Source organism: Kutzneria kofuensis, assembly GCF_014203355.1.
Classification (GTDB): domain Bacteria; phylum Actinomycetota; class Actinomycetes; order Mycobacteriales; family Pseudonocardiaceae; genus Kutzneria; species Kutzneria kofuensis.
Genome location: NZ_JACHIR010000001.1, coordinates 1,336,374 through 1,350,876, shown reverse-complemented (window position 1 = coordinate 1,350,876; position 14,503 = coordinate 1,336,374). Strand labels below are relative to the sequence as shown.

Here is a 14,503-nt window from a genome sequence, read left to right as displayed (position 1 = left end):
GCCAGCCTGGTGCCGCTGGCCTTCCGAAAGGGACGACGATGAACCTCTCCTCGCCACTGGGCCGCCGGGCCCTCCTGCGCGGCGCGCTGGTCGCGGGCGCCGGCGCGGTGCTCGGGCCGACGTTGCTCGCGGGCACCGCACAGGCCTACACCTGGTCGCGCACCCTCAAGCAGGGCATGACCGGCTCGGACGTGACCGAGCTGCAGATCCGGGTCGCGGGCTGGGCCGCCGACCACGCGAGCCAGAGCCGCGTCGCCATCGACGGCGACTTCGGCGCCGGCACGCTCGCGGCGGTCAAGCGCTTCCAGGCCGCCTACGGGCTGTCCGCCGACGGTGAGGTCGGCCCGAACACGCAGAGCGTGCTCAACTCGCTGCAGCAGTCCGACGGCTCCACGGTCCACTTCAACTGGAGCGAGTTCACCGACCGCATCAGCGGAACCTTCAACGGCGGCAAGGTGAGCGCCGCGGCCGCCAAGGAGAACGCGCGCCGCTGCATGTACAAGCTGGAGGCGCTGCGCAAGAAGCTCGGCAACACGCCGATCACCGTGAACTCGGGTTTCCGCTCCATCCAGCACAACAGTGACATCGGCGGCGCCAGCGACAGCATGCACCTGTACGGCACCGCGGCCGACCTCGACGTGCCCGGGGTCGCCAACAAGACCGTCTACCAGCACGCGGAGACGTGTGGCTTCTCCGGCCTGGAGACGTACAACACCGATCACCAGCACGTGGACAGCCGCGCCGACCTGGGGCGCGCGTGGTGGTGGGAGAACGGCACGGTGTGAGAGCCGGTGGCCGGAAGCGCTCTGGGGATGGGCTTCCGGCCACTACCGTGACAGCGCCGCCTGGCAGGACGGCCAGTCGTGGAAGTCTCGCTGCACGGCCCACAACCGGTGCGCCGCCGCGATGTTCCACGCCGGGTCGAACGCCTTCTTCGGCGTGCCGTCGAGCTGCTGCAGGCGCTTGTCGGAGATCTGGAAGACGCCCCAGTTGCGGCTGCCGTTGGTGTTCGGCAGCACGTACAGCGGGTCCAGGAAGGACGCGCAGCGGGCGACCGCCACCGCCGTGTCGGGATCCTCGGTGAACACCTGGCGGATCTGCTGCTCCACCTGCTGCGGAGTCCACGTCGCCAGGGACACCTTGCCGGCGTACAGGGCCTGCTTGGTGGCCGTGTCGACGACGCCCTTCGCCGGCAGGCCCGCGAGCACCTGGAACGCCGTGACCTTGCGCAGCGTCTCCGGTCCGAAGTCACTGTCCACGGCGATCTTCGTGTTCGCCTTGACCAGCAGCGACTGCACCTCGGTCACGCAGTCGTCGTGCTCACCCATGCTGACGGTCTGGCAGCCGGCGGAGAACAACACCTTGCCGCTGTCCTGGGCCGGCAGGCTCTGCGCGCTGCTCGGGGCGCGGGTGAACCACACCAGGCCACCGGCGAGCAGGATCACCGCCACGGCGGCGGCGATGGTGTACCGCGAGGTCAGGGCGGTGCGCCACTTTCGGTGCTGTTCTCGGCCGGGCGGCTGTTCCTGGGCGGATGCCGGCTCCTGCGTCGGCTCTGGTGGCGGCGTGTCCCGCTCCGTGTCGGCGAGCGCCCACAGTTGGTGCAGCTCCCGCAGTTCCTCGGCGCTGGCCCCGCACACCTTGGCGAAGCTGTGCACCACGCGGTAGTCCGACGGCACCTTCACGCCCGAGCAGTAGCGGTGCAGGCTTGACCCGCTCACGCCAGCCTGCTTGCCCAGCCGGTCGAAGCCGCGCCCGCTGCGGTCCTTCAGCATTCGGAGGTACGCCGCGAACTTGTCGGTCTGCGTCGAGGCGATCACCGGTCCGACCCCCTGCTGGTTCGCCGCTGATGACGTCAGGCAAGTTAGCACCGGAGCGGCCCCGCGAACGTGACTCCTCAAATGGCTGGAAGCGCGGCGGCCGGAGTGCTAGCGTCCACCGCGCCGTGACACGCCCGAGGAGGTGAGACCCATGAACGTTGTATCGATGTGGGTGCTCCCACTCTCGGTCACGGGCGGGCTGACGTAGGTGTCGCCGGGAGCGCCGAAGCACTCCCGAAAGGCGACACGCCATGAACTTCACCGCTTCGACCTCGTACGACGGCGTCCTGGAACGTGACTTCACCGTCGGCGACGTCCCCGGCGTTCTCTGGACGCCGGTGAACGCCACTGAACACATGCCGCTTGTCCTGTTGGGACACGGCGGCGGCCGGCACAAGAAGGCGCCGGCCATGACCGGCCGGGCGCGACTCCTGGTGGACGCCGGCTTCGCCGCCGCGTGCATCGACGCGCCCGGGCACGGCGACCGGCCCCGCACCGCTCACGACGAGCGGGAGATCACCCTTATGCAGCAGGCGATGGCGACGGGTGAGCCCGTCGGCCCGATCGTCGTCCGGTACAACGCCCATCTCGCCGAACGCGCCGTGCCGGAATGGCAGGCAACGCTGGACGCGTTGCAGGACGTGATCGACGGGCCCGTCGGCTACTTCGGGCTGAACATGGGCACGGCCATCGGCGTGCCGCTGACGGCGGTCGAACCTCGGATCGCCGCCGCGGCCTTCGGGCTGTTCTGGCACGACAATCTCGTCGAGACGGCCCGGAAGATCACTGTTCCGGTGGAGTTCGCGCTCCAGTGGGACGACGAGCACATCCCGCGGGAATCCGGCCTCGCGCTGTTCGACGCCTTCTCCTCCACGCAGAAGTCCTTGCACGCCAACACCGGCGCGCACAAGGAGCTGCCGCGGTTCGAGGCCGACAGCGCCGTCCGGTTCTTCGTCCGGCACCTGATGTAACCGGTGTGCCGGCGCCGCGCTGCTGCTAGAGCCAACGCAGCGCGGCGTCGGCGGTGTCATCGGGTGTGCCGTTGAAGGCGATCGCCGCTTGGGGCGCGTGTTGCCGCACCAGGTTCACGACCCGCTCGAAGAGCAGCAGGTACGGCTCGTGCTTGCGGATGCCGCCGCCGACCACCACGCACGCGTACTCCTTGCGGCGCAACGCTTCCGCGATCGCCGCCTCGGGTTCGTCGTCCGGCGCCACCAGGCACATGTCGGCCTCGACGCCGAGCTCGCCGAACCGGGCGTGACCGCGGGCGATCGCCGCCAGCACGGGTTCGGGGTCCCAGCCCTCGAGCCTGGCCGGATCGAGCCCGATCACCAGCACCGGCCCCTGTGGCATGGCTCCTCCTAGCGCTTGTGGGCGTCCGCGGCGGCCTGGATGCCGGCCACGTAACGCTGCCAGTAGTCGGCGTCGCCGAACTCGGCGCGGTCCTTGCCGCCCCGGCCGTCGATCATCTCCCGCACGATGTCGGCGTGGCCGGCGTGCTGGGCGGTGTCGGTGAGCGTCCGGACCAGCAGGTGGCCGAGGGTGGTGGCGCGCTTGCCCTCGGCCCACCACGGCACGGTCGCCGGGGCGTCGAGGCCGAGCTGCTCGATGGACTCGTCGCTGTGCTTCCAAGCCAGCCGGTACAGGTCGAGCAACTCCTCCCGGCTTTGCTCGGCGGTGGCCCACATGTCGGCGCCGTCCCACACGGACTCGTCCTCGTACCAGGGAAGTGTGACGGGCATCGGCCGGCCGACACAGTCGCCGAGGTAGCCGAACTCGCAGCCGGTGACGTGCTTGACCAGACCGAGCAGGTTGGTGCCGGTCGGCGTCAGCGGCCGGCGGATGTCGTACTCGCTCAGCCCGTCGAGCGCGGACACCAGCCGGTCGCGGGACTCCTGGAGGTAGCGCCGAAGGTTGCCCGTGATGTCGCTCATGGAGGCGAACCTAGCCGAGAATGCCCCACACCGCCCCGGCAACGGAGGCATCCGTCGAGCCGATTCCGGTCAGGTCGGCGACGGACCGCCGGCCGGGCACGCGTTCGTCGATGGCGACGGCGACCGGCCGATCCGCTTGCGCGTCAACGACTCCGGCGCGCACGGCATTGCCGAAGTCGCCGTGGTCGAGGCATTGCTCGTGGTCATCGGTGACGACGCAGGCGGCGCCCGTGCGGTAACCGGGCCGCGCGTCGAGGCCGTTGGCCCGGAGTTGGTCACACAGCTTCGCCTCGGTCTCGGGGCGGCGGCCCCACACGTGCATCGTCGGCGAGGAACGCCACCGGGGCGCTGGTGGTCGCGGACACCAGCAGCATCGAGCCGTCGTTGCGGCCACGGAAGGACGGATCTCGTCCGCGCCGACGACCCTCAACGCCTGGCCAGCCACTCGCCCCAGCGTTCCAGCGCCTCCTCCGGCCCGGTCCGCCCGACGCCGACGCGGAACCGATCCCCGGGCGTGGCCGTCAACTCGGATCGGTAGATGCTCGACGGCAGCAGCAGAACGCCGACGTCCCGGACGAGATCGGCGCACATCGCCTCGACGCCGTCCGCGCCGAGATAGCGCGGGAAGCACACGCAGCCGCCCTGCGGCCGTTCCCACGCGAACAAGTCGGGCCGCCGGCCGAAGAAGTCCTCGAACAGCGGAAGGTTCATCGCCACGATCAGCCGGTTGCGGGACAGCAGCCGGTCCCGGGCCCGCAGGCCGATCAGCGCGAGCACCTCGCTCGGCGCGGAGTTGCAGATGGACGTGTAGTGCTTGGCCCGTTCCAGCCGGTCGAGCAGGCTCCGGTCACGGCACGCGATCCAGCCGATCCGCAGCCCCGGCAACCCGTACGCCTTCGACATGACGTTCAGCGACAGCGCGCCGGGGGAGAGGTCGGCGGCCTGCGGCAGCGACGGCCGGTCGAGTTCGAGGCCCCGGTAGACCTCGTCGCTGAACAGCGTGATGCCCCGCTCCTCGCACAGGCTCACCAACCGCCGCCACGATTCGACGTCCGGCACCGCGCCCGTGGGGTTGTTCGGGAAGTTGACGGAGACCAGCCGGGTGTTGGGCCTGATGGCCGCCTCGACGGCGTCGACGTCCAGCGACCAACCGTCGTCCTCGCGCAGGGCGACGCCCGTGACCTCGCACAGCGCCAACGGAATCGTCTCCGCCGCCTGATAGTTCGGCGTCAACACCACGGCGTGGTCGGTCGGCGCCAGCAGCACCTGCATCGCCAGGTAGATCGCCTCTTCCGCGCCGGCGAAGCACAGCACGTCCTCGGGGGCGACGTTGTCGTACGTCGCCGCGATCTCCTCGCGCAGCGCCGGCAGCCCGCGGGTCTCGGTGTAGCCGAGCGCCAGCGACTCCCAGCGTCGGCGGCCGTCGTCGTCGGCCATGTCGAGGAGCTCGGCCATCGGGAGGGTCTGCGCGTCGGACGCCGTGAGGTGGTGGCGGGCGGTGAACTCCCAGGTGGAGAAGTACGTCTCCAGCCGGAAGTCAGGCAGGAGCGGCACCGGCGGGCTCCTTGCGGGTCAGCGCGAGCAGTTGGTAGACGGCCGAACGGGAGATCCCCATCGCCCGCGCCACCGTGGGCACGGACCGCCGCTGGTCGAACACGCCGCCGGAATCCAGCTTCGCCACCAGCTCCAGCCGGTCCTCTTTGGACAGCCCGTCGAGCGTGGTCCCCCGGTCGCGGACGAACGCCGCCACCGTCTCGTTGAGCTGCTCGGTCCAGTCACGGGCGAACAGCGACTCCGGCTGGGCGGTCACCGGTGCGGCGAAGGCCGCCAGGATGCGGGCCGCGGCGTCGAACGCGGAGCGGTCCACGTTCACGCACAGCACCGCCTCCGGGCGGCCTTCGTCGTCGCGGATCACCGCGCTGACACTGGAAAGTCGCCGCCCGTCGGGCAGCGACTTGGGGTACGGGCCGTAGACGTCCGGGTTGACCGGCGTGAGCGCGTCGAGCTCACCCAGCAGCGACGGATCGCCCACGGTCCGTTTCGACAGCGGGTTCCAGATGGCGATCACCGAGTCCGTGGCCGGGTCATGCAGCACCACCTCGGCGTGCGGTGAGAGCAGGCGGGCGATCGCCTCGCACACCGGGGCCAGCCGGGGCGCCATCGTGGACACGCTGTGGACATTACATCCGCCGTGGACGAAATGTCCACGGCGGATTCGGGTCTCAGCCCTCGATCTGGGCCGGGGCGCCCGCGGTCACCGCGATCTTGCGGGACTGGGCCTTCTCCACCACCGGCACGCGCAGGGTCAGCACGCCGGCGTCGTAGCCGGCCTGGATGCCGTCCCGATCCAGCGTCTCGCCGAGGTACACGCGCCGCGTGAACGTGCCGGTCGGCCGCTCCGCGATCTGGTAGCGGACCTCGTCGTCCTTGGCCGCCGGCCGCTCGGCCCTGACCGTCAGCACGTTGCGCTCGACGTTGACGTCGATCGACTCCGGGGAGACGCCCGGCAGGTCGAACGTGACCACGAACTCGTCACCCTTGCGGAACGCGTCCATCGGAATGGCCGCGGGGCGCACCCGGGTGGCGCCCGTCCCGAACATCAGCCGCTCCAGCTCGCGGAACGGATCCGTGCGCACCAACATGGCGCACCGCCCCTCTCTGGGTCTCCTGGCGGCCCCTTGCCGCCGACATACTTGACAACGGTCGACTCAAGCTTTTGATTTCCCAACCCGCTCAGAAATTTTCCGCCGCTTGGTTGTCCAGGTGCTGACCTGCGGTGATCCGGAACGACAACCGCCCGCCTCTCCGGGTGGGGAGGCGGGCGGCGTCAGTCGCTGCACGGCCGGCTAGGGGTGTTCCTGCCGGCACTTGTCCAGCTTCGCCTGGGCGTCGGCCAGCTGCCTGGTCCTCGTGTCAACGAAGCCCTTCACCTGGGCCGCATCCGCCTCGGCGGCTTTGATCGCGGCGTCCGCGGCGGCCACCTTGGCGTTGGCGTCGGCGATCGCCTGGTCGATCCGAGTCAAGGTCGCGGCGTCGGCCCGGTTCATCACGGCGACGGCCCGCTCCGTGGTCGCGTTGGTCAGGGCCGACTTCACGCCCAAGGCGGCAAGCTGCGCGTTCGCCGCCTTGATCGAGGCGTCCGCCGCCTCGGTGTCGGCCAGGTCCTTCATCGTCTTGGCCCCGTTGACATCGCTCCGCTCCTGCAAGCAGGGCGCCGGCTGGGGCGGCAGCAGGGCGCTGCACCCGGTCGTCAGCACCACTACGCCCATTACGACGGCAAGCAGCGTCAAGCGCATCAGGTCTCCCCCCTGAAATCACGTCGAGCGGTCATTCTACGGATATCGGACCACCGCCCAGCACCACAGCGTGGATCGACCTTGTGCTGGTGATGTCGTCCAAGGGGTTGGCGTGGAGGAGCAGGAGGTCGGCGTTGAAGCCGGGGGCGATGGCGCCGAAGCGGTCAGCGACGCCGAGGAAGCGGGCGGGGGCGGAGGTGGCGGCGCGGAGGGCGTCGAGCGGGGTGAGGCCGGCCCGGACGAGCAGGGCGAGTTCGTCGTGCAGGCTGTGGCCGGGGACGAAGGTGTCGGTGCCGGCGAGCAGCGGGATGCCGGCGCGGTGCAGCTCCTTGGTCAGGTGCAGGCTGTGCTGGAACACGGCCTGTTCACGGTTCTTGGTCGCGTCGTCCGGGGTCCACGAGGCGACGCGTTCCCACGCGGGCCGTAGCGCCGGCTCTATGTCCTTGAGGTACGGAGCGAGCGGGAACGCCGGTGTGCCGATGGTGGCCTTGGCATGCAGGACGGCGAGTGTGGGCACATGCCAGGTGCCGTGGTCCAGGAAGACCCGGATCAGTGCTTCCAGTGGGGCCGGGTCGTGGGTCATGGCGGCCCGGTGGTTGAGCTGGGACAGGCGGTTGAACATCCCGGCCGGGTCGCGTGAGTCCAGAGTAGACAATTCGCGGCGGATTTCCTGTTCGCTGGCGGAGGTTGCCAGCGCGAGACCGTCGAGGTGCTCGATGCTGCGCTGGCCGGACCGCGCGGCGGTCCCGATCGGCACCTCGAAGGGAACGTGCCCGGCGAAAGGGATTCCCCGTGCCACGCATTCCTGAGCGATGGCGGCGTAGGCGTCGGCGGGGAGCTGCGAATAGACCTTGACGAACTCGCCCCCGTCGGCGATGCACCTGGCCACCGCCGCGCGGCCCTCGTCCGGCGTGGTCACGGCGATCGACCCGGGACGGCTCGGTCTCGGGCCGTCCACGATCGGGCTGCCGAACACCATTCTCGGCGCGAGCCAATCGGTCTGCCGCAGCCGGTCACGCCATTGCGTGTGCATCGGGGCGCCGGCCATCTGCCGCACGCCGGTGACGCCGCGGGCGAGGAACGTGGGCAGCGTGGAGGCGTCGAAGGTGTGCACATGCATGTCCCACAACCCCGGCAGGGCAAGCAATCCCGCGCCAAGGAGCACGTCCGCCTCGGCCCGGAGGTCCGATCCGACCTGGGCCACCAGGCCGTTTTCGATGAGGATGTCCTGATGGGTGGTCACGGATCCGGACGCCGGATCGAGCACCGAGACGTCCGTGACGAGCAGGGGAGCAGGCGCGCGGAAACCGGCCAATTCGGGAATCGCATGAGACTTTGTCATGCCCTCCCAGAATAACATGGGCCGCGGCGGCCCGTCTGCCCTAAGGGGTGGAGCTATCTCCACCTCGATCGTGCAGCCAAATGCATACCGTCGGGCCGCCGGTCGAAATAGCGTTGCGGCATGGCAATCACAACGCAGCAGCGCAGCACCGATCCGCGCCGGGCGGTCGTCGTCAACCTGGCGATCAACCTGGTCGCCCCGCTCGCCCTGTTCTACGGGTTGCGCGCGGCGGGCGTGGACCAGTGGCTCGCCCTGGTGCTCGGCGCGATCCCGCCGACCGTGCACGCGGTGTACGGGGTGGTCGTGCGCCGCAAGATCGACGCGTTGGCGCTGTTCACGCTGAGCATCCTCGTCCTGAGCGTGGCCACCTCGTTCGTCACCGGCAGCCCGCGGTTCCTGCTGGCCAAGGACGGCTGGATGACCGCGGTCGCCGGGTTGTGGATCCTGGTCACGCTGTGGCGGACGCCGTTCCTGCAGCAGTTCGTGCTGTCGTTCACCACCGGCGACGCGCACGAGCGAGCCGTGATCAACTGGCGTGACTCGCCGACGTACCGGCACGTGCTGCGGATGGCGACCGTGATGTGGGGCGTGGGCCTGGTGGCCGATGCGGTGGTGCGGGTCGTGCTGGCGTACGCGCTGCCGGTGGACCAGGTGCCGCTGGTCAACACCCTGCAGTACGTCGTGGTCTACGCGGCGCTGGAGATCGGCACTCGGCTCTATCTGCGGCGGAAGTCCGTGGCGGACAAGGTGTTCGCGGAATCGGGACAGGTGATGATGAGGGGGAGGGCGAAGTGACTGTCGTGTTGGTGACCGGCGGCGCGAGCGGTATCGGGGCCGCGGTGGCCCGCCGGTTCGCTCGGCGCGGCGCGCAGGTTGTGATCGCGGACGTGAACGCGGCCGGTGAGGCGGTGGCCGCGGAGATCGGCGGCCTGTTCGTGCCGACCGATGTCGCCAGCGAACGTGACAACGACGCCGCGGTCTTGGCCGCGCGGGAAACCTTTGGCGGGCTGGACATCGTGCACCTCAACGCCGGCACGGGCAGCGGCGGCGTCGAGTTCGACCTCGACGCGTACCGACGGATCATGGCCGTGAATGTGGACGGCACCATGTACGGCCTGCGGGCCGCCGTTCGCGGCGGCGCCCGGGCGATCGTGGTGACGTCCAGCCTCGCCGGCATCTCGCCGGCATCCTTCGACCCGGTGTACTCGGCCAGCAAGCACGCCATCATCGGGCTCGTGCGGTCGTTCGGCTCGGCGCTGACCGACGTCACCGTCAACGCCGTGTGTCCCGGCTTCATCGACACGCCCATGATCGCCGCCTTCCGGGACCGGTTGCCGGAGCACGGCCTCGCCGTCGCCGATCCCGACGAGGTCGCCGCCGCCGTGGAGCAGATCGCCGACGGCGACGAAACCGGCCAGGCCTGGGCGGTGCAGGCAGGTCAGCTGGCCAAGGTCGACTTCCCGCCGGTGGAACTGGTCCGCTGCTAGCTTGGCGGCATGGGGGACGACTGGCGCTGCTCATCACCCTGGGCATCGGCAGCGCGAGGGCGTTACCTGGCGGCGTTCCAGCACGCGTTCACCGTGGCCGGGGGCATGGTTCGCGGTGGGACCGTGGCTGCCGTGGCTTGTGGTGGCCTTGGCTGCCACGGTCTCCGTCGCGGTGATGCCTTACCTGGCAAGGAGGTTGCCGCGTGACGCCGTGCGCGGTGACTACGGCAGGATCGCGTCGACGTAGCCGCCGTCCACGCGCAGCGCGCCGCCGGTGGTGGCGGACGAGAGCGGGGAGGCGAGGTAGACCACCATGTTGGCGATCTCCTCGGGCTCGATCAGCCGCTGCAGCAGCGACTGCGGCCGGTACTTCCGCATGAACTCCCGCTGCGCCTGGTCCCACGGCAGGTCCTTGTCCACGAGTTCGTAGACGAAGTCCTCGACGCCGCCGGTGTGCGTGGGGCCGGCGATCACCGAGTTCACCGTCACGCCGGTGCCGGCGGCGTGCTTGGCGAAGCCACGGGACACGGCCAGCAAAGAGGTCTTGGACATGCCGTAGTGGATCATCTCGGCCGGCGTGGCGACCGCGGAGTCGCTGGCGATGTACTGGATCCGGCCCCAGCCCCGCTCGATCATCCCGGGCAGGTAGGCGCGGGTCAGCCGCACCGCCGACAGCACGTTGACCTCGAAGTAGCGGCGCCACTCGTCGTCGGTGATCTCCAGCGGCGACTGTGCGCCGAAGATGCCGAGGTTGTTGACCAGCACGTCCACGGTCGGCACGGCCGCGATCACCTGGGCGGCGCCGTCCTCGGTGGACACGTCGCCGGGCGCGGCGATGAACTCGCCCTCGCCGCGCAGCGATTCGATGGCGGCGTCGACGCCGTCGGGCTTGCGCCCGTTGACGGCGACCGTGGCGCCGGCCCGGGCCAGCCCGGCCGCGATGGCCCGGCCGATGCCCTGGGTGGAGCCGGTGACGAGGGCGACCTTGCCGGTGAGGTCGAGTCGCATGTGAGGGGATCTCCTGTTCTTGGGGTCGCTGAACGTCCAGCCTGCTCGGGTCAGCTCGCCAGCGCGAGCGCAGCCGCCGCGGCGGTGGCCACTGCATGGTCCTGCTCGGGGGCGCCGCCGCCGACGCCGATGGCGCCGACCAGGACGCCGTCACGGCGCAGCGGCACGCCGCCGGCGATGAACAGCAGCGGCCGGTCGAGGGCGGTCGGCAGGCTGTGGAACGGGCCGTCCGGCTTCACCGCGTCGACGACCTCGGCGGTCGCCGCGTCCAGCTGGACCGCGGTGTACGCCTTGCGGGTGCTGGTCTCACCGGAGATCAGCAGCGCGTCCTGGTCACGCACGAAGCCGAGCAGGTGGCCGCCGCGGTCGAGCACGGTGACACTGACCTTGATGCCGGCGCGCTCCGCCTCGGTGCGGGCGGTGTCCAGCAGGTCGCGCAGCTCGTCGTTGCTCAGGTCGACGGGGTGGTGAGCCATGGTCCTAGTGCCCTTCGTATGCTTGCTCGGTACGGAAGCCAGCGTACACAATAGTTGCAGACGCCGTCTAATGGCGTCGACAAGGTACTTGTGGTGAGCCTGGCCACGGTTGGCTTGGCCGGCGTGGGCGACCTGATCGACGCCGGTGGCCTGCGGGCCGGCGCTGGAGAATGCCTGCCCCGACTGCGAGATCGAGGGGAGGGACATGCCGGGCGGCCCCCTGGTCGACGGCATCGCCCAGAAGCCGGCCGAGGCGGTCCAGGTGTGTTTGGCCGAGATGGACCGCCTCGGCGTGCCGTCGTCGCCAGTGCTCGATTCGGTGGGCTCTCAGATCTCCGTGAGTGCGCGGTCCGCGAGCTGGAGCCGCCGGGTGATGCCGATCTCGTCCAGGAACCGCTCGTCGTGACTGACCACCACGAAGGCACCCTGGTAGGCGTTCAGCGCGCCGGTGAGCTGCTCGACGCTGGCGAGGTCGAGGTTGTTCGTCGGCTCGTCGAGCAGCAACAGGTGCGGCGCCGGCTCCGCGCACAGCACGCACAGCAGCGTCGCCCGCAGGCGCTCGCCGCCGGACAGCACCCGCACCGGCAGCTGGGACCGTTCGGCGCGGAAAAGGAAGCGCGCCAACAGGTTCATCATGTCGGAGGTGGGCAGGGCCGGCGCGAAGGCCCGCAGGTTGTCGGCGGTGGACTTGTCCAGGTCGAGCAGGTCGAGCCGCTGCGACAGATACGCCACGCGGCCGTCGGCACGACTGAGCACGCCCTGATCCGGTTCCTGCAGGCCGGCGGCGATGCGCAGCAGCGTCGACTTGCCGACGCCGTTGGCCCCGAGCAGCGCGATCCGCTCCGGGCCACGGATCGACAGGCTCACGCCGTCGCCGGCGAACAGCTCGCGGACCCGCAGGCGCTCGCCGTGGAACACCGTGCGGCCGGCGGGGACCGTGGTGTCCGGCAGCGACAGCGAGATCGTCTTGTCGTCCCGCAGCGACCGCTCGGCCTCGTCCAGCCGGGCCTTCGCGCTCTCGACCCGTTGGCCGTGCATGTCGTTGGCCTTGCCGGCGGCCGACTGCGCCTTCTGCTTGATCAGGCCCAGCGCGATCCGGGGGATGTCGCTGCCGGACCGCGCCCCCGTGCTGGCCCGCCGCGCCGCCCGCTCCCGGGCCTGCTGCATCTCCCGCTTCTCCCGTTTGAGCTCCTGCTCGGCGTTGCGGATGTTCTTCTCCGCCACCTCCCGGGCGGCCTTGATCGCCGCCTGGTACTCGGTGAAGGAGCCGCCGTGCAGGGTGATCTCGCCGCGGTCCAGCTCGGCGACGCGGTCGGCCAGGTCCAGCAGCTCACGGTCGTGGCTGACCAGCAGCAGGCAGCCCTTCCAGTCCTGGAGCACGGTGTGCAGCCGGCGGCGGCCGTCCCGGTCGAGGTTGTTGGTCGGCTCGTCGAGCAGCAGCACGTCCGGCTGCTTCAGCAGCTGCGCCGCCAGGCCGATGGAGATCACCTGGCCGCCGCTGAGCGTGCCGATCCGGCGGTCCAGTTCGACGTCGCCGAGGCCGAGCCGGTCCAGCCCGGCGCGGGCCCGTTCCTCCACGTCCCAGTCGTTGCCGACGACCGTGAAGTTCTCCTCGCTGGCGTCGCCGGCCTCGATCGCCCTGATCGCGGCCACCACCGGGGCGATCTCCAGGACCTCGGCGACCGTCGGCTCGCCGGTCAGCGGCAGCGCCTGCGGCAGGTAGCCGAGCACGCCGTCGACGGTGATCGTGCCGGAGCTCGGCGGCAGCTCGCCGGCGATCAGCTTGAGCAGCGTGCTCTTGCCGGCGCCGTTCGGCGCGACCAGGGCCGTCCGGCCGGCGCCCACGGCGAACGACAGGTCGTCGAACACCGGGGTGCCGTCCGGCCAGGAGAAGGACAGGTTCGAACAGACGATCTTCGGCATGGGAAGTCTCCACCACGAAACGGGCATGCGGATGCCCGGAAGACGAACAGGTGTGAGGGCACGACCGAGCGCGGTGTCACCCGGACACCGTTGTCGCGTGGCCGGTATCAGCCGTCGACGTCGTCCTCGACCACCATGTGGCGGTTACTCCCTGTTGCGTGGTGTGCTGCTCCCGCCAGCGTATCAGCCGGCCGGCCAGCCGAGGGCGGGACCGAGCTTGGTCGCCATGTCGGTCAGGATCTGCACGTAGTCCTCGTGCTCGAACGTGAACGGCAGGGCGAACGCCACCTCCTCGACCTCGCGGAACGCCGCGTTGGCGTGCAACTGCTCGGCGATCTCGTCCGACGTGCCGACGATGTCCCGCGCGAACAGCAGCCGGCGCGGACCGAACGGCGTGCCGAAGCGGGTGGCCCGCTTCGCCGCGTACTCCTCGTAGCGGGCGCGCTGGTCGGCGGTGGCGCTGTCGGTCGGGATGACCACGAAGCCGTGCGAGACACGGCCCTCCGGGCTGTGCTTGCGGTACGTGCGGATCAGGTCGAGCTGGATCTCGTCGAAGTCCGTGCTCGCGTCGGTGGCCGCGACCACGTTGCTGGTGAGGAAGTTCATGCCGTTCTCGCCGGCCCACTGGGCCGAGCGGGCGCTGCCGCCGCCGTACCACATGCGGCCGAGCAGTCCCGGCGAGTGCGGCTGGACCCGGGGTGAGAACTCCTCGATGCCCTCCGCGCCGCTGAACGTCGACACCTGCTCGCCGCCGATGGCGTCCAGCAGGCGGCGGACCCGCCGGTAGCTGAAGTCCTCGACGTCCTTGGTGTCCGGGTAGAGCGCGTCCTTGACGTCGTCGTAGTGCATCGGCGGGCCGACGCTGACGCCCGGGTTGAGCCGGCCGCCGGACAGCACGTCCACCGTGGCCAGGTCCTCGGCCAGGCGGAGCGGGTTCTCCCAGCCCAGCGGGATGACCGCCGTGCCCAGCTGGATGCGGCTGGTCCGCTGGGTCGCCGCCGCGAGGAAGGCGACCGGGGAGGAGATGCCGAACTGCAGGTGGCGGTGGCGCACCCAGGCGCTGTCGAAGCCGAGCTGCTCGCCCAGCTGGATGATCTCCAGCGTGGACTCGTGGCCCCGGCGCGGGTCGGCCTCGTCGAACAGGCCGATGGTCAGGAAACCGAGCTTGCGCAGCGACACGATGGTCCTCCCTCGTTCGTGCCGCCCATTCTCCCTGA

17 protein-coding genes are annotated in these 14,503 nt (G+C 70.4%); 4 read left to right on the top strand and 13 right to left on the bottom strand.

Going from position 1 to position 14,503, the window contains the following annotated elements:
- Nucleotides 1–38: 38 nt before the first annotated feature.
- Nucleotides 39–785, top strand: coding sequence for a D-Ala-D-Ala carboxypeptidase family metallohydrolase (locus tag BJ998_RS06085; RefSeq protein WP_184859261.1), 747 nt, complete (start codon nt 39–41; stop codon nt 783–785).
- Nucleotides 786–827: 42 nt separating this feature from the next.
- Here the strand turns inward: BJ998_RS06085 and BJ998_RS06080 are convergent, their stop codons facing one another.
- On the bottom strand, nt 828–1,820 hold the full coding sequence (locus BJ998_RS06080; RefSeq protein ID WP_184859259.1) for a helix-turn-helix domain-containing protein: 993 nt from the start codon (nt 1,818–1,820) through the stop codon (nt 828–830).
- A gap of 251 nt (nt 1,821–2,071) precedes the next feature.
- On the opposite strand from BJ998_RS06080, the gene BJ998_RS06075 reads away from it, so the two are divergent.
- Entirely contained in the window at nt 2,072–2,791 is a 720-nt protein-coding gene (locus tag BJ998_RS06075; RefSeq protein WP_184859257.1) for an alpha/beta hydrolase family protein, read from the top strand.
- Between the two features lie 25 nt (nt 2,792–2,816).
- On the opposite strand, the gene BJ998_RS06070 is transcribed toward BJ998_RS06075, so the two are convergent.
- The 8 genes from BJ998_RS06070 to BJ998_RS06035 form a co-directional block, all read right to left on the bottom strand.
- Nucleotides 2,817–3,173, bottom strand: a complete 357-nt coding sequence (locus BJ998_RS06070) for a hypothetical protein (protein WP_184859255.1) — start codon at nt 3,171–3,173, stop codon at nt 2,817–2,819.
- Nucleotides 3,174–3,181: 8 nt separating this feature from the next.
- Nucleotides 3,182–3,754, bottom strand: a complete 573-nt coding sequence (locus BJ998_RS06065) for a DinB family protein (RefSeq protein ID WP_184859253.1) — start codon at nt 3,752–3,754, stop codon at nt 3,182–3,184.
- Between the two features lie 10 nt (nt 3,755–3,764).
- Entirely contained in the window at nt 3,765–4,076 is a 312-nt protein-coding gene (locus BJ998_RS06060; RefSeq protein ID WP_184859251.1) for a Rossmann-fold NAD(P)-binding domain-containing protein, read from the bottom strand.
- A 104-nt stretch (nt 4,077–4,180) separates the two neighbouring features.
- The gene (locus BJ998_RS06055) at nt 4,181–5,308 is read right to left on the bottom strand and encodes an aminotransferase class I/II-fold pyridoxal phosphate-dependent enzyme (RefSeq protein ID WP_184859249.1); all 1,128 of its coding nucleotides are present in this window, start codon (nt 5,306–5,308) and stop codon (nt 4,181–4,183) included.
- Nucleotides 5,292–5,915: a helix-turn-helix transcriptional regulator gene (locus tag BJ998_RS06050; RefSeq protein ID WP_184868463.1), complete on the bottom strand. Its 624-nt coding sequence runs from the start codon at nt 5,913–5,915 to the stop codon at nt 5,292–5,294. The genes BJ998_RS06055 and BJ998_RS06050 overlap by 17 nt, the downstream gene beginning before the upstream one ends.
- Nucleotides 5,916–5,976: 61 nt before the next feature.
- Nucleotides 5,977–6,396 (bottom strand): Hsp20/alpha crystallin family protein, encoded by a 420-nt coding sequence (locus BJ998_RS06045; RefSeq protein WP_184859247.1) that lies wholly within the window; start codon nt 6,394–6,396, stop codon nt 5,977–5,979.
- 204 nt (nt 6,397–6,600) lie between these two features.
- Nucleotides 6,601–7,050, bottom strand: coding sequence for a hypothetical protein (locus BJ998_RS06040; RefSeq protein ID WP_184859245.1), 450 nt, complete (start codon nt 7,048–7,050; stop codon nt 6,601–6,603).
- A gap of 31 nt (nt 7,051–7,081) precedes the next feature.
- Nucleotides 7,082–8,392, bottom strand: a complete 1,311-nt coding sequence (locus BJ998_RS06035; RefSeq protein WP_184859243.1) for an amidohydrolase family protein — start codon at nt 8,390–8,392, stop codon at nt 7,082–7,084.
- A 120-nt stretch (nt 8,393–8,512) separates the two neighbouring features.
- Between BJ998_RS06035 and BJ998_RS06030 the strand changes: the two genes are divergently transcribed.
- Nucleotides 8,513–9,187, top strand: coding sequence for a VC0807 family protein (locus BJ998_RS06030; protein WP_184859241.1), 675 nt, complete (start codon nt 8,513–8,515; stop codon nt 9,185–9,187).
- Nucleotides 9,184–9,879 (top strand): SDR family NAD(P)-dependent oxidoreductase, encoded by a 696-nt coding sequence (locus tag BJ998_RS06025; RefSeq protein ID WP_312889948.1) that lies wholly within the window; start codon nt 9,184–9,186, stop codon nt 9,877–9,879. The genes BJ998_RS06030 and BJ998_RS06025 overlap by 4 nt, the downstream gene beginning before the upstream one ends.
- Before the next feature lie 222 nt (nt 9,880–10,101).
- Here BJ998_RS06025 and BJ998_RS06020 read toward each other — a convergent pair whose 3' ends face one another.
- The 4 genes from BJ998_RS06020 to BJ998_RS06005 form a co-directional block, all read right to left on the bottom strand.
- On the bottom strand, nt 10,102–10,887 hold the full coding sequence (locus BJ998_RS06020) for an SDR family NAD(P)-dependent oxidoreductase (protein WP_184859239.1): 786 nt from the start codon (nt 10,885–10,887) through the stop codon (nt 10,102–10,104).
- Nucleotides 10,888–10,937: 50 nt separating this feature from the next.
- The gene (locus tag BJ998_RS06015) at nt 10,938–11,363 is read right to left on the bottom strand and encodes a GlcG/HbpS family heme-binding protein (protein WP_184859237.1); all 426 of its coding nucleotides are present in this window, start codon (nt 11,361–11,363) and stop codon (nt 10,938–10,940) included.
- A gap of 327 nt (nt 11,364–11,690) precedes the next feature.
- Nucleotides 11,691–13,286 (bottom strand): ABC-F family ATP-binding cassette domain-containing protein, encoded by a 1,596-nt coding sequence (locus BJ998_RS06010; RefSeq protein ID WP_184859235.1) that lies wholly within the window; start codon nt 13,284–13,286, stop codon nt 11,691–11,693.
- A gap of 183 nt (nt 13,287–13,469) precedes the next feature.
- Entirely contained in the window at nt 13,470–14,465 is a 996-nt protein-coding gene (locus tag BJ998_RS06005) for an LLM class flavin-dependent oxidoreductase (RefSeq protein WP_312889947.1), read from the bottom strand.
- Nucleotides 14,466–14,503: the final 38 nt, after the last annotated feature.

What these genes read in the sequence shown, in the direction of transcription:
- BJ998_RS06085 (WP_184859261.1), top strand. Translation starts at nt 39, where the DNA reads ATGAACCTCTCCTCGCCACTGGGCCGCCGGGCCCTCCTGCGCGGCGCG.
- BJ998_RS06075 (WP_184859257.1), top strand. Translation starts at nt 2,072, where the DNA reads ATGAACTTCACCGCTTCGACCTCGTACGACGGCGTCCTGGAACGTGAC.
- BJ998_RS06070 (WP_184859255.1), bottom strand. Translation starts at nt 3,173, where the DNA reads ATGCCACAGGGGCCGGTGCTGGTGATCGGGCTCGATCCGGCCAGGCTC.
- BJ998_RS06065 (WP_184859253.1), bottom strand. Translation starts at nt 3,754, where the DNA reads ATGAGCGACATCACGGGCAACCTTCGGCGCTACCTCCAGGAGTCCCGC.
- BJ998_RS06060 (WP_184859251.1), bottom strand. Translation starts at nt 4,076, where the DNA reads ATGCACGTGTGGGGCCGCCGCCCCGAGACCGAGGCGAAGCTGTGTGAC.
- BJ998_RS06050 (WP_184868463.1), bottom strand. Translation starts at nt 5,915, where the DNA reads ATGGCGCCCCGGCTGGCCCCGGTGTGCGAGGCGATCGCCCGCCTGCTC.
- BJ998_RS06045 (WP_184859247.1), bottom strand. Translation starts at nt 6,396, where the DNA reads ATGTTGGTGCGCACGGATCCGTTCCGCGAGCTGGAGCGGCTGATGTTC.
- BJ998_RS06040 (WP_184859245.1), bottom strand. Translation starts at nt 7,050, where the DNA reads ATGCGCTTGACGCTGCTTGCCGTCGTAATGGGCGTAGTGGTGCTGACG.
- BJ998_RS06035 (WP_184859243.1), bottom strand. Translation starts at nt 8,392, where the DNA reads ATGACAAAGTCTCATGCGATTCCCGAATTGGCCGGTTTCCGCGCGCCT.
- BJ998_RS06030 (WP_184859241.1), top strand. Translation starts at nt 8,513, where the DNA reads ATGGCAATCACAACGCAGCAGCGCAGCACCGATCCGCGCCGGGCGGTC.
- BJ998_RS06020 (WP_184859239.1), bottom strand. Translation starts at nt 10,887, where the DNA reads ATGCGACTCGACCTCACCGGCAAGGTCGCCCTCGTCACCGGCTCCACC.
- BJ998_RS06015 (WP_184859237.1), bottom strand. Translation starts at nt 11,363, where the DNA reads ATGGCTCACCACCCCGTCGACCTGAGCAACGACGAGCTGCGCGACCTG.
- BJ998_RS06010 (WP_184859235.1), bottom strand. Translation starts at nt 13,286, where the DNA reads ATGCCGAAGATCGTCTGTTCGAACCTGTCCTTCTCCTGGCCGGACGGC.